Below are 15,691 nucleotides of genomic sequence, written 5' to 3' on the forward strand. Positions count from 1 at the left end.
CCTTCGAATCGGACGAAGCTTGCCTGTCAGGAATCAACCCGGTCTGAATTGTCAGGACTCAGCCCGGTTCATACCCCTGGAGACCCCCACCCCCGACCCCTCCCCGCAAGGGGGAGGGGAGCTCACTGCTGTTGTGGGGCCAGCTCGGCTCCGACTACCGTGGGGCTCGGGTGCGTTCGTGGCAAGAGGAGCACGATGCTGAACGAAGCAACTGGTAGTCTGATGTAATGCACGCCAACCGCATCATCGGTCTCGACGGCTTCTCCCGCGGCTGGGTCGCGGTGTCGATTGCAGGCGACCGGCGCGACATCGCCTTTCCCGCCGACGTTTCGACGGCACTATCGGCTCCTTTTACCCGCGCCGCGATCGACATCCCCATCGGCATGACCGACGACGGCAACAGAACCTGCGACAAGCTCGCGCGCGACAGACTCGCGCCGCATCGCTCGCGCGTGTTCACCGGCGCGCGGCGCTGGCTGTGGGAGAACTACAAGGACCCAGATGAGGCCAATATCGAGGCCTCACGGCGCGGGCAGAAGCGCGCCTCGCGCCAGCTCTGGCATCTCGGCCGCAAGATCATGGAGATTGACGCCTTCGTGCGCGCGCATCTCGATCGCGACATTCGCGAGGTGCATCCCGAGCTAGTGTTCCTGCGCCTCCACGGCGCGCCGTTGCCGTCGAAGAAGACGGAACATGGTGCCAGGTTGCGGCGCGACTTGTTAGTTTCTGCAGGCTTCGCCGCCATCGACGACTGGATGACCCGCGCCCGCATCGGCACCGGTGCCAAGCCCGACGACGTCCTCGACGCCTGCGCGGTCGCGCTGGCCGCTCGCGACTGCGCGGGCTGCGTACCGGAAGAAGCTGCGCCGCGCGACGCGCATGGCTTGCCGATGCAGATCTGGTTTTGAGGCGCGGCCCGGCCAAGTTGTGTCCCACATCTGCTTCAGCGCGGAGGGCTGGCGTACATGGGGTAAGCGATCAACGGACGGGTTTCCGCTTATCCCTGCATAGGGCTAGGCCGTCGAGTTTCGAGATGCTGCTAGCGGAAATCGCGTGCGTTGAGCGGGTGCTTGTGGTTGGGCACCGGGCCGAATTCGCTGCGTGGTGCAAGAGGGAGCGTCTTTGTTGAGCACTGAACCATGTTCGTGCTGAGATTCAGGTCGCAGTCGTCATAATCCAACGTCACCCGCCGCTTGCAGCTGTTCTTCAGGCTGTACCAGTTGACCCCAGGAGCTTTCGGCCACGCCTTCTCTACCACGCACTGACTTGGATCTGATTGTGGGGCCGAACTGACTGTCCGCGGCGGTCGAACTACGCTTGATGGTGGCTCGGCAACGGGCTTGGTAATGGGAGTTGCTGCCGGATTCGGCTGCGTTCTGTCCACGCCGAGAATGTCAGCGGTCACATTCTTCGCTGCAGAGCCAATATCCCGGGAACGAGCGTTTGCCGGTACCGCTCCGATGCGGACAGCGGTGGCGGCCCCGCCATTCGTGGACATGGACTTTCCGTCCGGCTCGAGCGTGTAGTTCCATGTCCCCGCGCTGTTCGTATAGGTCAATACGTTTCCCGAGCAGGTCCACGTACCCTGGACACAAGCCGGGTGTTCGCTGCACAATGCTCTGCCGTCAGGGAGTAGCGTACCTCTGTTGCCACTGCCTGAGTGTCGCCAGTCACCGATAAACTTGGCTGCGCAACTCGATTGCGGAGCGGCCTCTGCCGCGGCGGTACCGGAAAGTAGTACCGAAAGAAGTAAGAGATATCTCATTGTAGTTCCAATGAAGCAGGTTGGACTATGATTACCCAATTCCTAGCTCGAATGTGAGTTAGGTGATCCAATCAGATTCCGATCGCGACATCAACGATGACCGCTTGAGCCATTGCGGCGGCCGTAGCGATGGATATAGGAAGTCCCCGCCTCACGGTTGATGGCTTCGATGCCTGCCAGGGGTCGAAATACAAACAAGTGCGCGCACTGTCCCGCTGGCCGGACCTCAATGAGGGGGCGCGGCTTCCCTGACGGGCCATAGGCCAATGTTCGATCCGATTCCAAGGGGAAGGTTCTAAAAAAAATAAATCGCTTGTGATTTTTCCGAAATCGTGATTTTATCTCGCCATCCCGCCTCACTGCGGAGGGGCGTTGCGCGCGATCGTCACGACACGCGAGGCGGGGAGGCGATGGCCGCGATGGAGCCGCAGCGTGTCTTCGGATACGCGGACGAACGGCTTGGCGCGGACGCGAAGTCGCAGCGTGCCGACACCCCGATGCTGGTGTCCAGCGCAATGCGCGCAAGCGCGTTGTCGCGACATGGTGGCCAACAAGCCCGGTGCACCAGGCAGACTGCGTATAAGCGTGAAGACCGTCGCGCAGGGAAGGCCGGGTGTTCTCGGCTGCACCTGTGGTACCTGCCGCCTGCATTTTGTTAGCAGGCGGGCCGCAGGCGTCAGCCGACGCCTGGCCTTCCCTGCGCCCTCTGCATTTGAAGAGGGGCATGTCGATGCATCACCCGGGCGTCATGCGCCGCGGGAATGCGAGCGCTTGTCCATGCTGTTTGAAATGTGAAGCGGATGAAACACCGTGAGCGGAAGAAACTCGGTGTCGTCCCGGGCAAGCCGCGATCGCGCAACAGCGCGGTCGTGGCGCCGACCCGGGACCCATACGCCGCGGCAGATGTGGTGTGCGACCAGCCAACTACGATCCTGCCTCAAACTGCGCCCTGTGGTTATGGGTCCCCGCTTTCGCGGGGACGACAGCGGTGCTTGTTGAGCCGGCAGTTGCCTCGCGGCAAGCGTAGGGTGGGCAAAGCGTCCGCCCGCGGGGCGGGTGCGTGCCCACCGTCGATTGGCGCACTGCGGAGCTAAATGGTGGGCACGGCGCGCGTGGGGCCGCCACGAAGCGGCGGCCGGCGTGGCGTGCCTTTGCCCACCCTTCAGAACGGTGATCAGGCCCGCGCGCCGGTGAACGGGAAGCTGCCCATGAAGCCGATGCCCATCTCGCCGGAGATGGTGTCGCCGGCGACCTTGCCCTTGAAGTCGAGCGTCAGCGGCATCGGGCTGGTGATGGAGACCTTCCAGGCGACGTCGTCGCCGTTGACGGTGCCGTCGAAGATCTCGGCGGAATCGCCCTCCGCGGCCTGGGTCCCCGTCAGCGTCGCGCCCGAACTCTTCACGCTCAGCGTCGCGCTGCGCTCGCCCATCGGCGTATTCAAGGTCAGATTCCAGTTGCCGTCCACAGCCATCGATCGTTCTCCTGGCGTTGCCATCCCGCACCCCGAAGCACTGTTCGAGGAAGCCTCGGGGCGCCCCTATAGCGCATCTTTGCTGATAAGCCCAATACGGCGATCGGTTGCGTTACGCGCGCGCGGCCCGCAACCGGTTGGCGACCACGAAGCGGAAGGCGACGAACTGCAGTGCAAAAGCCGCGACCTTGGCGCCGCCCGCGACCACGGTGATGTAGAGCACCCACAGCTTGATGTCGCCGGTCATGGCGACCGCGATGGTGCCGAGACCGAGCGCGAACATCAGCGCCGCCCAGGCGAAGCCGGCGACGTTGACGTATTCCGGAATGGTCTCCGCCACGATCGGCGGAACGTAGCGCAGCATCCAGCCGCGCTTGAGCATGATGAGGCCGATGGCGAAATGGCCGATCGCAGGCTTGGCGAACATGAAGCGCGGGTCGTTGGTCAGCAGCGTGACGCCGCCGAGCACGATGACGAGGCCGACGCTGGCATAGGCCATGAAGCTGAGGCTCACGCCCCTGACGCGGGCGTAGACCACCTGGACCACCGCGACGGCGACCGCGGCGGCCGTGGCCAGCACAACGTTATCGGTAGCGATATACAGGATGAAGAAGACCGCAGCCGACAGGAAGTCGGCCGTCAGTTTGGCAAACACGTCCTTCACGCACGTCTCCCTGGGGCACACCCCGTCACGAATCCTGGCCGGACATTGCGGCCGCAGTCGGTGCGGCGATGTCTTTCGTCTTACGATACTCAGGATACCAGCGCGTGAAATAAAGTGCACTGTTGCGTGCGGCAAAGGCGATGGCGAGGCCGGTCCAATAGGGCAGGCCGGGGACGTAGAGCGTCATCAGGTTGCCGACCATCATCAGCAGCGCCGACAGCGTCCAGGCGCCGGTGATGACGTAATTGGCGCGCAGAAAGCCGGGAATCGCCACGGTTTCCGGCGGGACCGCCTCGAGCGCATATTGCAGCGTGAACGGAGTGCGCAGCAGCATCGAGCCGAGCGACAGCGCGAAAATGCCGCAGTCGACCGCCAGGCGCACCGCCGAGGCGCTCAGCGTCGGGTCGATGAGGCTGAGGTAGGCGGCTACGCTTGCGAACACGATCGCCGAGCCCAGGCCGAGGATCTTGATCGAACGTCCCTTGGCGACGTCGAGCGCAATCACGGCCAGGCACATCACCGTGGCTACGGCTAGGCTGAGCGTGGCTGAGACCACCATCATCAGCGCAGCGTAGACGCCGTAGGGCGCAAGGATGAGGAAGATCGTCATGGCGTTGGTCCGGCCAATCTTTACACTGCCAAGATTGATAGGGCGCGGACGGCGCCGCGTCAAGCAAATCTTGACAGTGTCAAAATTTCGTGAGATCGCGAATTAACCCAGGCTGATCAATGGTTTGGATTTTCGCTGCCGACCCAATTGCCGTGGAAGCCATCGGGCACGCGGTGTCCGAGATGCACCAGGGCCGCGGGACCGCCGCCGATGTCGGTGGCGTTGAAGACGGCGAGGTCGCTGGTGTTGGAGCCGGCGCGCCAGACCACGGTCAGCAGCCAGCCGTCGCCCTCGGCGGCATCGAGGCTGCGCGGCACGAACACCGGCTCGGACAGGGTGTCGCCGGCGGGCAGCAGATGCGTCGCGTGGCGCGTGCCGGCGCCGTCGACATGGGCGAGGCCGGACAGCGCCCCGAACAGCGGGCCGTCCGGATTGGCGCAGGCGTACCAGCCATGGCCGTTCTTGAGCCCGGCGCGGCGGTCGTCGATGCGGGGGAATTCACCGGTGAGGTCGTCGAGATAGCTCTGCGTGAAACGGTCGGTGTTGCCGGCGAGATTGAAGCTCCAGCGGCACAGCCGCGCGATCGACTTTGCCGGATCGGTCGGACGTCCGTCGGGATGCGGAAACAGCGGCGCTTCCTCGAACTGCATGACGTCGGCAATGATCCGGCTGCTGTCCTCCCAGGCATTCATGATGTGGAAGACGTAGCAGGCGTCACCGCGAAACCAGACGATGTCCTTGATGTCGCCGCTGCGCTTCATCACACCGACATAGGCGCCCTTGTCGGGCTCCCAGGCATAAGGCGGCTTGCCGGACATTGCGCGCTCGATGCTGCCGGTGAGCGGCAGGATTGGAAACAGCACGTGGTTGGCCGTGACGATGAAGTCGTGCACCATGCTGGCATAGGGCGCCTCGAAACGATCGAGACGCGTCAGTTTGCCGGCCGCATCGACCGTGCCGTAGGACAGCGCCGGCGTCAGCGGACCGGCGGCGTTGTAGCCGAAGAACAGCAACTCGCCGGTGACCGGATCGGTCTTCGGATGCGCGGTGAAGGCGCCGCGCAGGCGGCCGCCGAAATCGTGGTAGCCGCGGGTGGCGAGCGTGCCCGGCTCGATCTCGGTCGGCAGATGCGCCTCTTCGAGTGCGAGCAGGCGGCCGGCGTGGGCGATGATGTTGGTGTTGGCGACGCCGCCATCGATGACGTCGGCGGGCGCGTCCGCCAGCCGGCGGCCGAAGCCGCCGAACAGGGCGTGGCCGGCCTTGCGCTCGGCCTCGAATTTCGGCGTGCGGATCCAGCGGTTGCGATAGGACGCGCGGCCGTTCTCGAGATGGAAGGCGTGCAGCATGCCGTCGCCGACGAACCAGTGCGAGCCGGGCGAAGCGAATTGCGGGTTGGGGCCATTGCGATAGAGCGTGCCGTTCAGCTCACGCGGCAGGTCGCCGGTGATTGCGAGGAACGGCGCGTCGCATTCGAACGGGATCGGCGCGAGATTGCTGCGCTCCTTCCGAGTCTGCCGGGCGGTCGTCGGCGTAGCGTCGCTCATGGTCGTTCCTCCACTTTATCTTTACGCTGTAAAGATAAAGCTAGCGAGCGAACATGGCGGGGTCAAGCCAAATCTTTACGCTGTCAAAATTGCTTGTATAAGGAGGCTCATGACGAGCAAGACTGAAAAGGTCCGGGCGCAGCCTCGACGCATCGCGACATCGGCGGCACGGGCGCGGGTGCGGCGGGCGGCCGGCACTGCGGGCGAGGCGGCGACGCCCTATCATCACGGCGCTCTGCGTGATGCGCTGCTGGAGGCGGCCGAGCGCGTGCTGGAGCGCGACGGGCTCGCCGGACTCACCTTGCGCGCAGTGGCGCGCGAGGCCGGCGTGTCGCATGCGGCGCCGACGCATCATTTCAAGGATCTCACCGGCCTCGTCAGCGAGCTCGCCGCGATCGGCTTCACGCGCTTCAACGCCGCGATGAAGGCGGCCGGCGAGCAGCCGGGCACGCCGATCGAGCGCGCGATGGCGCGCGCCCGCGCCTATGTCGCCTATGCGCAGGCCAATCCCGGCATGTACGGGCTGATGTTCCGCACCGAGCGGCTCGACTATTCGCGGCCGTCGCTGCACGAGGCGGCCGAGGCTTCGTTCGCCGGGCTGGCGGGCTCGGTGGCCGCACGCAGCGAAGGCCAGGTCGGCAACGAGGAGCTGTCGCTCGATCAGGCCGCCGCGATCGCGCGCGCCTGGTCGCTGGTGCACGGCTACACGATGCTGCTGCTCGACGGCCGTCTCGCCGACATCCTGCGCCGCTCGCCTGCTGGCACCAACGCCGAATCGCTGCTCGAGGCGATGCTGAAGGCCACCGTGTCGAAGCTGCCGCCTGGCGCGCAAGTCGCGGGATGAGGACCAGGAATGCGAGAGAAAGCGGCTTGCGGCCCGCGCAAACTGGGGACGGCTCGAAACGGCGGCCGGAAACACCTGACAGCGTCGCCAAATTATCCTAGAACGGCGGCCTCGCGAGGTTCATCTCTTCTCATCGATCATGCCTGTCATCCCGCCGACCAAACCCTATCGCATCGGCCGCTCCAAGACGGGGCTCGGCCTGTTCGCAACCCAGCCGATCAAGAAGGGCACCAAGATCGTCCGCTATTTCGGTCCGCTGCTGGATTCGAAGAAGGCGGACGAGGACGCGATCGAGAACAAATATCTGTTCGAGCTCGACAAGCGCTGGACCATCGACGGCTCGGTCCGTGAGAACGTCGCCCGCTACATCAATCATTCCTGCAAGCCGAACGCCGAGTCCGACGTCAAGCCGCGCAAGAAGAAGATATTCATCCGGGCCATCAAGAACATCGAGCCGGGCGAGGAGATCAACTACGACTACGGCACCGACTACTTCAAAGCCTATCTGAAGCCGATCGGCTGCAAATGCGACGCCTGCGAGAAGAAGCGGGCGAAGCAGAAGGCTGAGGCGCGTGCCGAGCGGACGCGGGTGAAGGCGAAGGCCGAGAAGAAGGCGAAGAAGAAGGCTGAGAAGCCCGTCAAGGACAAGGCCAAGCAGCGGCCCAAGGCCAGAGCCAAATCGGGCGGCGAGGCTGCTCGCGGCAAGGCCAAGACCCGGCGCCCGGCTGCCGGCAATCGCGGCAAGACCAGATCCACCCCGGCGAAGACCCTGACCAGCCGCGCCAAGGCGGCCTGAGCCGATCAGCTCGTTTTCGAGATTTCTCAGGACGGCTTGCCGAAGGCCAGCGTCGTCCAGGTGACGCCGGCAGCCCGGTTCTCTGCGCCGAGCGACTCGCCATGCCGGTTGAGCTGGAGCGTCAGCCCGAGCTGCCGCGCCGGCTCAACGATCGTCTCGGCCGCGATCTCGAACATCCGGCGGCCCGGCGGCACCGGACCATGCCGCAACGTCATGATCAGCATTCCGCCGGGAGCAATCCGCGCCGCGATGTTGGGAAGCGCGCGTCGCCGCTGCTCCTCATCGAGATGCATCAGGACGGCGGTCAGCATCACGAGGTCGAACTGCTCATTACGAGCGGCCAGTGTGGCGAGCTCCGGAAGGCTGTCGTCGATCCAGGTGATCGCAGGCGAGGCATGCAGCCGCATGGCGCCGACGCGCAGCGCATCGGTCGGCTCGACGGCAACCACCTGATGTCCGAGGCCTGCAAACCACGCGGCGTCGCGCCCCGTGCCCGCTCCAATGTCGAGCACGCGTGCGGGCGTATTCGGCAGCAGATGAAGCACGGCGGCATGAACCTGTTCCGACGGGATGCTCTCGTACCGCACGAAGAGACTGTCGGCTTCAGCGGCGTAGCCTTCCGTTCCTCTCACCTGCGGCTGCATCGCTGCGATCTCCTGTCGGTCGCCGATTATGCCGAAGGTGCATTCGCCGCGCATGCCCAATCTCGGTTGGGGCGGGAGCGCCGGCCCGCGCGAGCACGATGGCCGGTGCTCATCACCGATCGGGTCACGCCGTTACGGTGCCGGAACTGCGGCGCAAGCCGATATATTGCAGCTCGGCGAAGACGCCGGTGCCCACCGCCTGGGCCGCGACGAAGATTTCGCCGGGCACGTTCGGTGTGACGAGGCCGGAGAACAGCAGCGCGATGCTGCCGACCGTCCATGCCGCATTGCCGGCGATGACCAGAAGGATCAGCGGCCTTGGCGCCATCGGCCGCGCGCCCAGCCAGCCGACGAAGGCCGCGTAGACGATCAGGAACAGACCGGTCTCGCGCAGCAGCGCGTCGGGCAGTTGCAGCAGCGCCGCCAGCGGCGAGGCGCCGAATGTGAGCGCGAGCCCGGCAATGCCGCTGAAGGCGGCATCGGCGAGCAGGGCGCGGCGGAGCAGGGCGGACGAGGTGATCATGTCGGGTCTCCTTTGGTTTGGGGGAGGGCAGTTCAGCGGAACCAGGCCAGGAGCTGACGGCGCAGGCGCGCCGGGCGCAGCGAGCGTGCTGCCCTTGTCTCGATGGCATAGACCTGCGCGAAGACGAGGCTGCCCGTGACGTGCAGCAGCGGCTCCGGCAGGTTGAGCGAGCGCGCCAGCAGCGATGTCGCGAGACCCGCCAGCCAGTGGCCGACTGCGGTGAAGGGAAAGGTCTCGGGATTGCGCTGCCTGCTCATCGTCATCTCCTGTGGTGAGGACGATGACCTGCGCCGGGAGGCATTTCGATTACCTGGCAGGTCATGGAGGCGCTGACGTCAGCGTGATAGGTCTTGGCCCATGAATGCACAGCTTGCTTCGGCGCGCGCCGACCGCGCCAGACCCGTTCATGTCGGTGAGCACCTGCGGCAATGGCGGCAGCGCCGGCATCTCAGCCAGCTCGATCTCGCGCTCGATGCCGAGATCTCGGCGCGCCATCTGAGCTTCGTGGAAACCGGCCGCGCCGCGCCGTCGCGCGACATGGTCCTCAAACTCGCGGAGCGACTGGACGTGCCCTTGCGCGAACGCAACGTTCTGCTGGTGGCGGCGGGCTACGCGCCCGCCTTCCAGCAGCGCCCGCTGGATGATCCGGCGCTCAAGCCCGCGCGCGAGGCGATGAACCTCGTGCTCAAGGCCCATGAGCCCAACCCTGCGCTCGCGATCGACCGGCACTGGAACCTGGTCGCGGCGAACCGGATGATCGCGCCGCTGCTGACAGGCGTTCCACCGCGGCTGCTTGCGCCGCCGCTCAACGTGCTGCGCGTGGCGCTGCATCCGGAGGGGCTCGCAGCGCGGACGGTGAACCTTGCCGAATGGTCCGGACATCTTCTCGAGCGGCTGCACCGGCAATGCGAGGCGACCGCGGATGCCGATTTGCTGAAGCTCTATGAGGAGCTGAAGTCCTATCCGTTCCCGGCGCGATCGGCGCCGCTCGCGGCCGACAGCGTCGCGATCCCGCTGCGGCTGCGGGTCGGGACCGACGTGCTGAGCTTCTTCTCGACGACGATGGTGTTCGGCACGCCGGTCGACATCACGTTGTCGGAGCTGGCGCTGGAGACCTTCTTTCCGGCCGATGAGCTCACGGCCATCAGGCTGAAGGAGATGGTTACCTCGCCGTGACCGCGCTTGTCTCGGCGATGCAGAGGCTTATCTTGCGCGGATCGCAAGCGAACCTGGAGCGAGGCGCATGAGCACCTTGAAGCCGCTGATCATTGATGTCGTCTCCGACGTCGTCTGTCCCTGGTGCTACATCGGCAAGAAGCGCATCGAGGACGCGCTGGAGCTCGTGCCGGACGTTCCGGTCGAGGTGAATTTCCGGCCGTTCTTCCTCAATCCCTGGGTGCCGCGCGAGGGCATCAGCCGCGAGCAGTACCTGACGACCAAGTTCGGATCGGTCGAGGCCTACAAGGGCATCGCGGGCCGCGTGGTAGCGGCCGCGGAGCAGGAAGGGCTGAGCTATCATCCCGATCGTGTTGCCCGTCAGCCCAACACGATCGATTGTCATCGCCTGATCCGCTGGGCCGCCGAGATCGGCAAGGCGCCCGAGATGAAGCAGCGGCTGATGGAATTGTATTTCCGCGACGGCGGCGATCTCACCGATATCGATGTGCTGGTGCAGGCCGCAGCGGATTGCGGGCTCGATGCCCAGGTGGTCCGCAAGATGCTGGCGACCGACGAGGATGTGGCGCTGGTCTCTGCCCAGGCGCAGGAGGCCGCAGAGAAGGGCATCTCGGGAGTTCCGACCTACGTCTTCGCGCAGAAATACGCCGTCTCCGGCGCGCAGGATCCGCAGATGCTGGCCCGTGCCATCCGGCAGGTGTCGGCGGAGGTCAACGCCGAGGCGGCTGAGTAGTCGGCCGGCGCTTTCGGATGGCGCGGATCGCGTGTACGGCGCGACGTGCGATGGCCAGGCCTTCGCGTCGTGCCGTCAACGCAGCGTGGATCAGCTCGACGATCGGATCGCGCGCGTAGAGCGGGATCAGCACATCGCCGATGGCGAGGCGCTCGCGCCAGATCGGGTTGATCATGGGATGGTCGGGACCGGCAGTGGAGTCGGCGGCGTTGATCTTCGGATCCGCGCAAAGGTGCCGTGTCAGGTCGAGCGTCAGCTGGACACCGGGCGAGTATTTCGCGAAGCGCTCGTCGACGCCGAGCTTGAAGAAGAAGGCGCGGTCCTGATGGCGCAACACGACGCCCGCGGCGACGGTGGTGTCGCCCGCCCGGAGGCTGATGATCTCGCAGGCCTCGTGCTGCGCAAGCGCCGGTGCCGCGCGTCGGATGAACGTCGCGTCGCCGTCGTGCTGGATCAGCGCAGTGCCGCGGCGTCCCTTCCAGCCGCTCGCCTCCAAGACCAGAAACGTCTCCAGCGCAGCGGAGACGTCGCCGGGGGAGCGCGCGACCTCGAAGCGAACCGCGCCATGCTCGGCCAGCCGATGACGCAGGCGGCGCAACTCCTTCAGCTTCTTGGCGCCGAGCGCGTCATGCAGCACTTGGTCGGCGTCCCCGGTCGCATCGAGAAAGGCTCTTTCATAGCAATGCAGCATGCGCGGGCGCAGGCCGCCGCGACGAAGGGCCGCGTCGAACGCCTGCATCACGGAGCCTGCCAGCGACATGTCGCGCAGCAGCACGGCGCGAGCGCCTGTTCGTCGCGCTCCGTCGAGCATCTGCGCCGCAGCCGGCTCCGCGCTCCCTGCGTCGAGCAGCGGCGTGCACAAAGTGCCGTAGGGATGGCCACTGGCGAGCGCGGGCAGTGGAAGCCTGCAGGCATGCCATAGGGATGTCGTGGGCATCAGGCCGATGAGACGCGAGGGCTGATCGTCGTCCCATGCGCACAGCGCCGATGTTCCGGTGCGGCCGCGCGCCGTGGCGTTCACCGCGCGTTCCCATCCGGGCAGGTAATAGCCGTTCGGCTCGCGCGCACGCTCCGCGAGATCCTGCCATGCCTGCGGTGAGACGGTCTCGAGCGGCACCAGGTGGGCGGCGCGCACACCCGCGAGCGGATCGGCCTGGTGGTTCCTTGCCGTCGATGAAGCAGTCGCAATCGCGCGATCGATGATCTCGGCCACGTCCCGATGGTCCCCTCGCGGCGCGGACAACCCGCACCGCGCGGGCGACACTAGCGCAAAGCTGACAAGAGACACTTGACGTTGGCAGACAATTCGAATCGATGCGTTAACGGCCGGTTCAGCCTATCGCCGGCTGCGATCAGCGGATCAGCGCCACCTCGCGGAAGGCGCCGATCAGGGGCTTCTCGAGCTTGCCCTCCATCTCCTGGAGGATCTCATAGGCCTTCTCACGCGTCATCACCGGCTTGTAGCTGCGATATTCGATCAGCGCAGAGAAGATGTCGGAGATGGTGAGGATGCGTGTCAGATCTGGAATGTTGTCGGCCATCAGCCCATCGGGATAGCCGCTGCCGTCGAGAAATTCGTGATGGTGGCGCACCGCCTTGAGCACTTCGTCGGTGATCGCTGCGTTGTCCTTCAGCGCTTCGTAGCCGGCCACGGGATGGGTTTCCACCAGCGTGCGTTCCTTGACGTCGAGCCGTCCCGGCTTGTCGAGAATGGTCAGCGGGATTTTGGCCTTGCCGATGTCGTGGAACATCGCGGCCATGTAGAGACGCTCCAGATCGGAACTGTGGACGCCGAGGCTCAAGCCGAAATCCACGGTGATGCCGGTCACCAGCAGGCAGTGTTGATAGGTGCCTTCGTGATGGCGGCGAACGGTGGCGAGCCAATCGGACAGACCGTTTTCTGCAATGCATTCGGCAATCCGCTTGCCGGCGCGCCGGGTCTCCTCGACGTCGATCGCTGCACCGCCCAGCACGGCTGCAAACATCGAGGCGATGCAGGACGCGCCGGCAAATGCGGCCTGTCGGTCGTCGACCGCGATGCTCTTGGCCGCAGAACCGGGGCGCACATCGAGCAGCTTTCCGAGCAACTGATTGCGGCTCGGCATGCTCGACAGCACGCTCGTCGCGCCGAGCGCATAGGCCTGGACCGTCGACAGACGGGATTTGTTGTTGGTCAGGAAGATCCGCCGCGGAATACGCGAGAGCCGGTCGGAGATCTCCTTCAATGCGGTGATGTTGTCGACGTGGCGCAGATCGGCGGCCACGACGATCGCGTCGATGTCTCCGCCTTTGAAGTCGGCGTCACCGATCAGTTCAGATGTGAGCGAGCAGCGCTCGGCCAGCATGCCGCGAAGCAGAGCGAGCTTGGCCGTGTCATCGCCGACGAGGTGAACGTTCATGGAAAGCCAGGTCCAGGGTCATTCCGCGCCTTTTGCGAACCAGATGTTCCGCAGGAATCGTTAAATTTGAGCCATTCGTTCGCTGTGCGGTTGCGGAATTGCGTTAGCTAAGAACTAACAATCCGCAACCGATGCGGTAGCCCGTTCCAGCACGCCAACTGACGTGGCGAGTTCCAGTCGACGTGGCGGATCCAGATCGCCTTCGGGTCAAAATCACTTCGTCGGCAGGACGGCTTTGTAATCTTCAGAAACACAGTCGTCGGCGGACGCCGCGCGTCGCCGGTCGATGATCTCGTTGTGCCTGATCGTGAGCCGATAGGTCTGGCGCCGGAGCGTGGCGCCGCTCACCGAGATGATTCCGGCCCGCACGCAGGCGGTCCATGTATCGCCGGCATCGGTCTGTCGGGCGGATGTGGCCTCGAGATCGCGCGGCAGCGTCGTTGCGACGAAGATCATGTCGAGATTCTTGCGCACCAGAAGTGCGACATCCGGCGCGGCTTCGGGTTGCGGCGGCGCGGGCGCCTTGGCGCGCATGAAGGCCGGCAGGCGCGCATTGCTGTCGGCGGCGCAGCCGGCCAGAAGCAGGGCCGAGAGCAGCCCCACCTGTGACGCAATCCGCCGCATGTCTCATCGCCCCCATTGCGGCGCGCACGCTAGCCAGCGATCGCGGCATTGCTACGGGGATCTCGTGCAGCAACGATGTCCGGCCGCGGGCGGCAAGGGCGCGAACGGCGCTGGCCGTGCGGCATCGTGCTCACCGGATTGTGCCCGTCGGGATGAACCGGGTCACGAGCCGGCCCGACCAACAGGCACGCCATGAGCAGATTGGAGGTCCCATGTTTCGGCACGCTCTCAGGGCTGCATTGCTCGCCGGCGGCCTGTTTGCCGGCCTCACTCCCGCATTGGCCGAAACCAGCAGGCTGGCGCTGGTGATCGGGCAGTCGGCCTATCGTTCGGTGACGCCGCTGCCGAATCCCGCCAACGACGCCAAGGTCATGGCGCAGATGCTGGGGGAGGCGGGGTTCGAGGTGACGACGGCCGCCGATCTGTCGCAGCGGGACCTCAACAGGGAGGTGGGCGACTTTGCCGCCAAGATCGCGGCCAAGGGACCCGACACGGTCGCGCTGGTGTTCTATGCCGGCCACGGCCTGCAGATCGATGGCGAGAACTATCTCGTGCCCGTCGACGTGGATCCGCGACGTGAAGCCGACATTCCGCTGCAGGCCGTGCGTCTCAACGATCTCCTGAACACGCTGAATTCTGTGCCGAGCCGGATGCGCATCCTGCTGCTCGATGCCTGCCGCAACAATCCGTTTCCTGCCATCAGTCAGAACGCGGGCCGCGGCCTTGCGCTGGTGGACACCAAGACCGGAGCACCGGGCACGTTCCTGTCCTACTCGACCTCGCCTGGCGCAGAAGCCGAGGATGGCACCGGCGCCAACAGCCCCTACACCACGGCGCTGCTGCAGGCGGCGCGGGAACCGGGCCTTCCGATCGAGCAGGCGTTCAAGCGCGTGCGCGTCGCGGTGAACAAGGTCACCGAGGGTCGGCAGACGCCGTGGGACTCCTCGTCCTTGACTGAGGATTTTCGCTTCGTGGTGTCGGCGGATGCGGGCGCTGCCAATGCCGGCCCGCGGCCGGTCGTCGCCAAGCGCAGCGTCGACGAATGGAAGCGCAACCTGCAGGGCAAGCCGATCGAGGCCGCCAACGAAATCATCGTTGGCGACGGCAGCGTCGAGGCGTATGAGGCCTTCGTGGCGCTCTACACCGCGCCGCCCTATGGCCCGCAGGCGCGCGAATGGCTCGACCTCCACAACAGGATGGCAGCCTGGAACGAGGCGGTGCTGATCAATATGGTGGCGTCCTATCAGGGCTTTCTCGACCGCTATCCGAACAGCGACCTGACCCCGACCGCGCGCAAGCTGATCGAGCGCTTGCGCAACCGGCCCGTGGTGACGCCGGTGGTGGCGGCCGCCAATGCGGCGATCCCGGCAACCCCGCCGGTCGTGCCGGCCGTTGCCGCGGCTGGTCCCACCTGTCCATGCTCGCAGACGCCTCCGCCGGGCCGGAAGTCCGAGACGCAGAAGCGGGTCGAAGAGAAGCCGGCCCGAAAGCGCGACGAGGATCCGCCCAGGCGCGCCAGCCGCACACCCCGTCGCGACCCAGATGATGTCGTCGTCTATGCGCCGCCGCCTCCGCCGCGCGAGTATTATGGACCGCCGGTGCGCGTGGCGCCGCCGGTCAGTATCGGGATCGGCATCGGCGGTGGCTATGGCGGTGGTTATGGGCGGGCTCCGCAGAGCTATCCGACACGGCGTGGTTACGGCTACTGAAGCTCGCTGACCTCTGCGCATCGATGTGGCCGTCCGCAGGGGCGGCCACTGACGTTTGAGAGGTTCGTTCGGGTCATCCTCTCGGTTCCGCCATCCGTCATCGCCCACCACCACTCGTCCCGCGGATGCCGCCGCCCGTCCCATCCCGCTCGATCCGCCTGCGAAGGCTGCTTTCATGGCCCGGCTGCG

The 15,691-nt window shown here is 65.6% G+C and carries 17 protein-coding genes; 6 read left to right on the forward strand and 11 right to left on the reverse strand.

Annotated elements, in window-relative coordinates; genetic code table 11:
• Positions 1-227 precede the first annotated feature (227 nt).
• Positions 228-908, forward strand: a complete 681-nt coding sequence (locus QX051_RS21530; RefSeq protein ID WP_315777514.1) for a DUF429 domain-containing protein — start codon at positions 228-230, stop codon at positions 906-908.
• A 131-nt stretch (positions 909-1,039) separates the two neighbouring features.
• On the opposite strand, the gene QX051_RS21535 is transcribed toward QX051_RS21530, so the two are convergent.
• From QX051_RS21535 to QX051_RS21555, 5 genes are all read right to left on the reverse strand, one after another.
• A complete protein-coding gene (locus QX051_RS21535) occupies positions 1,040-1,558 on the reverse strand; it encodes a hypothetical protein (protein ID WP_315777515.1) in 519 nt (172 codons plus the stop codon).
• Positions 1,559-2,939: 1,381 nt separating this feature from the next.
• On the reverse strand, positions 2,940-3,236 hold the full coding sequence (locus QX051_RS21540; protein ID WP_315739925.1) for a hypothetical protein: 297 nt from the start codon (positions 3,234-3,236) through the stop codon (positions 2,940-2,942).
• 112 nt (positions 3,237-3,348) lie between these two features.
• Entirely contained in the window at positions 3,349-3,900 is a 552-nt protein-coding gene (locus QX051_RS21545) for a septation protein IspZ (RefSeq protein ID WP_315739924.1), read from the reverse strand.
• 25 nt (positions 3,901-3,925) lie between these two features.
• Complete coding sequence (locus QX051_RS21550) at positions 3,926-4,510, reverse strand: hypothetical protein (RefSeq protein ID WP_315777516.1); 585 nt, start codon at positions 4,508-4,510, stop codon at positions 3,926-3,928.
• 116 nt (positions 4,511-4,626) lie between these two features.
• Positions 4,627-6,054 (reverse strand): carotenoid oxygenase family protein, encoded by a 1,428-nt coding sequence (locus tag QX051_RS21555; RefSeq protein ID WP_315777517.1) that lies wholly within the window; start codon positions 6,052-6,054, stop codon positions 4,627-4,629.
• A 109-nt stretch (positions 6,055-6,163) separates the two neighbouring features.
• On the opposite strand from QX051_RS21555, the gene QX051_RS21560 reads away from it, so the two are divergent.
• Both QX051_RS21560 and QX051_RS21565 read left to right on the forward strand, forming a co-directional pair.
• The gene (locus QX051_RS21560; RefSeq protein WP_315777518.1) at positions 6,164-6,898 is read left to right on the forward strand and encodes a TetR/AcrR family transcriptional regulator; all 735 of its coding nucleotides are present in this window, start codon (positions 6,164-6,166) and stop codon (positions 6,896-6,898) included.
• Between the two features lie 139 nt (positions 6,899-7,037).
• The gene (locus QX051_RS21565) at positions 7,038-7,694 is read left to right on the forward strand and encodes an SET domain-containing protein (RefSeq protein ID WP_315756537.1); all 657 of its coding nucleotides are present in this window, start codon (positions 7,038-7,040) and stop codon (positions 7,692-7,694) included.
• Positions 7,695-7,720: 26 nt separating this feature from the next.
• On the opposite strand, the gene QX051_RS21570 is transcribed toward QX051_RS21565, so the two are convergent.
• The 3 genes from QX051_RS21570 to QX051_RS21580 all read right to left on the reverse strand — a co-directional run bounded on the left by QX051_RS21570 (position 7,721) and on the right by QX051_RS21580 (position 9,118).
• On the reverse strand, positions 7,721-8,338 hold the full coding sequence (locus QX051_RS21570) for a class I SAM-dependent methyltransferase (protein WP_315777519.1): 618 nt from the start codon (positions 8,336-8,338) through the stop codon (positions 7,721-7,723).
• 124 nt (positions 8,339-8,462) lie between these two features.
• The gene (locus QX051_RS21575) at positions 8,463-8,861 is read right to left on the reverse strand and encodes a hypothetical protein (protein WP_315739918.1); all 399 of its coding nucleotides are present in this window, start codon (positions 8,859-8,861) and stop codon (positions 8,463-8,465) included.
• A 32-nt stretch (positions 8,862-8,893) separates the two neighbouring features.
• Complete coding sequence (locus QX051_RS21580; protein ID WP_315739917.1) at positions 8,894-9,118, reverse strand: hypothetical protein; 225 nt, start codon at positions 9,116-9,118, stop codon at positions 8,894-8,896.
• Between the two features lie 100 nt (positions 9,119-9,218).
• Here QX051_RS21580 and QX051_RS21585 point away from each other — a divergent pair, with 100 nt between their 5' ends.
• Together QX051_RS21585 and QX051_RS21590 are read left to right on the forward strand one after the other, a co-directional pair.
• On the forward strand, positions 9,219-10,037 hold the full coding sequence (locus tag QX051_RS21585; RefSeq protein ID WP_315777520.1) for a helix-turn-helix transcriptional regulator: 819 nt from the start codon (positions 9,219-9,221) through the stop codon (positions 10,035-10,037).
• 67 nt (positions 10,038-10,104) lie between these two features.
• Positions 10,105-10,770: a DsbA family oxidoreductase gene (locus QX051_RS21590; RefSeq protein WP_315756534.1), complete on the forward strand. Its 666-nt coding sequence runs from the start codon at positions 10,105-10,107 to the stop codon at positions 10,768-10,770.
• Here the strand turns inward: QX051_RS21590 and QX051_RS21595 are convergent.
• The 3 genes from QX051_RS21595 to QX051_RS21605 form a co-directional block, all read right to left on the reverse strand.
• The gene (locus QX051_RS21595; protein ID WP_409998120.1) at positions 10,748-11,983 is read right to left on the reverse strand and encodes a GNAT family N-acetyltransferase; all 1,236 of its coding nucleotides are present in this window, start codon (positions 11,981-11,983) and stop codon (positions 10,748-10,750) included. The genes QX051_RS21590 and QX051_RS21595 overlap by 23 nt on opposite strands.
• 139 nt (positions 11,984-12,122) lie before the next feature.
• A complete protein-coding gene (locus QX051_RS21600; RefSeq protein ID WP_315777521.1) occupies positions 12,123-13,169 on the reverse strand; it encodes an HD-GYP domain-containing protein in 1,047 nt (348 codons plus the stop codon).
• Between the two features lie 213 nt (positions 13,170-13,382).
• The gene (locus QX051_RS21605) at positions 13,383-13,793 is read right to left on the reverse strand and encodes a hypothetical protein (RefSeq protein ID WP_315777522.1); all 411 of its coding nucleotides are present in this window, start codon (positions 13,791-13,793) and stop codon (positions 13,383-13,385) included.
• Positions 13,794-14,005: 212 nt separating this feature from the next.
• Here QX051_RS21605 and QX051_RS21610 point away from each other — a divergent pair, with 212 nt between their 5' ends.
• On the forward strand, positions 14,006-15,502 hold the full coding sequence (locus tag QX051_RS21610) for a caspase family protein (protein ID WP_315777523.1): 1,497 nt from the start codon (positions 14,006-14,008) through the stop codon (positions 15,500-15,502).
• The last annotated feature ends 189 nt before the right edge of the window (positions 15,503-15,691 follow it).

The sequence above is a fragment of the Bradyrhizobium sp. SZCCHNR1053 genome (genome assembly GCF_032381235.1).
GTDB lineage: Bacteria > Pseudomonadota > Alphaproteobacteria > Rhizobiales > Xanthobacteraceae > Bradyrhizobium.

Bases quoted from the DNA above. Each gene is read 5' to 3' on its own strand.
- QX051_RS21530 (WP_315777514.1), top strand. From the start codon at position 228: ATGCACGCCAACCGCATCATCGGTCTCGACGGCTTCTCCCGCGGCTGG.
- QX051_RS21540 (WP_315739925.1), bottom strand. From the start codon at position 3,236: ATGGCTGTGGACGGCAACTGGAATCTGACCTTGAATACGCCGATGGGC.
- QX051_RS21550 (WP_315777516.1), bottom strand. From the start codon at position 4,510: ATGACGATCTTCCTCATCCTTGCGCCCTACGGCGTCTACGCTGCGCTG.
- QX051_RS21555 (WP_315777517.1), bottom strand. From the start codon at position 6,054: ATGAGCGACGCTACGCCGACGACCGCCCGGCAGACTCGGAAGGAGCGC.
- QX051_RS21560 (WP_315777518.1), top strand. From the start codon at position 6,164: ATGACGAGCAAGACTGAAAAGGTCCGGGCGCAGCCTCGACGCATCGCG.
- QX051_RS21565 (WP_315756537.1), top strand. From the start codon at position 7,038: ATGCCTGTCATCCCGCCGACCAAACCCTATCGCATCGGCCGCTCCAAG.
- QX051_RS21570 (WP_315777519.1), bottom strand. From the start codon at position 8,338: ATGCAGCCGCAGGTGAGAGGAACGGAAGGCTACGCCGCTGAAGCCGAC.
- QX051_RS21575 (WP_315739918.1), bottom strand. From the start codon at position 8,861: ATGATCACCTCGTCCGCCCTGCTCCGCCGCGCCCTGCTCGCCGATGCC.
- QX051_RS21580 (WP_315739917.1), bottom strand. From the start codon at position 9,118: ATGAGCAGGCAGCGCAATCCCGAGACCTTTCCCTTCACCGCAGTCGGC.
- QX051_RS21585 (WP_315777520.1), top strand. From the start codon at position 9,219: ATGAATGCACAGCTTGCTTCGGCGCGCGCCGACCGCGCCAGACCCGTT.
- QX051_RS21590 (WP_315756534.1), top strand. From the start codon at position 10,105: ATGAGCACCTTGAAGCCGCTGATCATTGATGTCGTCTCCGACGTCGTC.
- QX051_RS21600 (WP_315777521.1), bottom strand. From the start codon at position 13,169: ATGAACGTTCACCTCGTCGGCGATGACACGGCCAAGCTCGCTCTGCTT.
- QX051_RS21605 (WP_315777522.1), bottom strand. From the start codon at position 13,793: ATGCGGCGGATTGCGTCACAGGTGGGGCTGCTCTCGGCCCTGCTTCTG.
- QX051_RS21610 (WP_315777523.1), top strand. From the start codon at position 14,006: ATGTTTCGGCACGCTCTCAGGGCTGCATTGCTCGCCGGCGGCCTGTTT.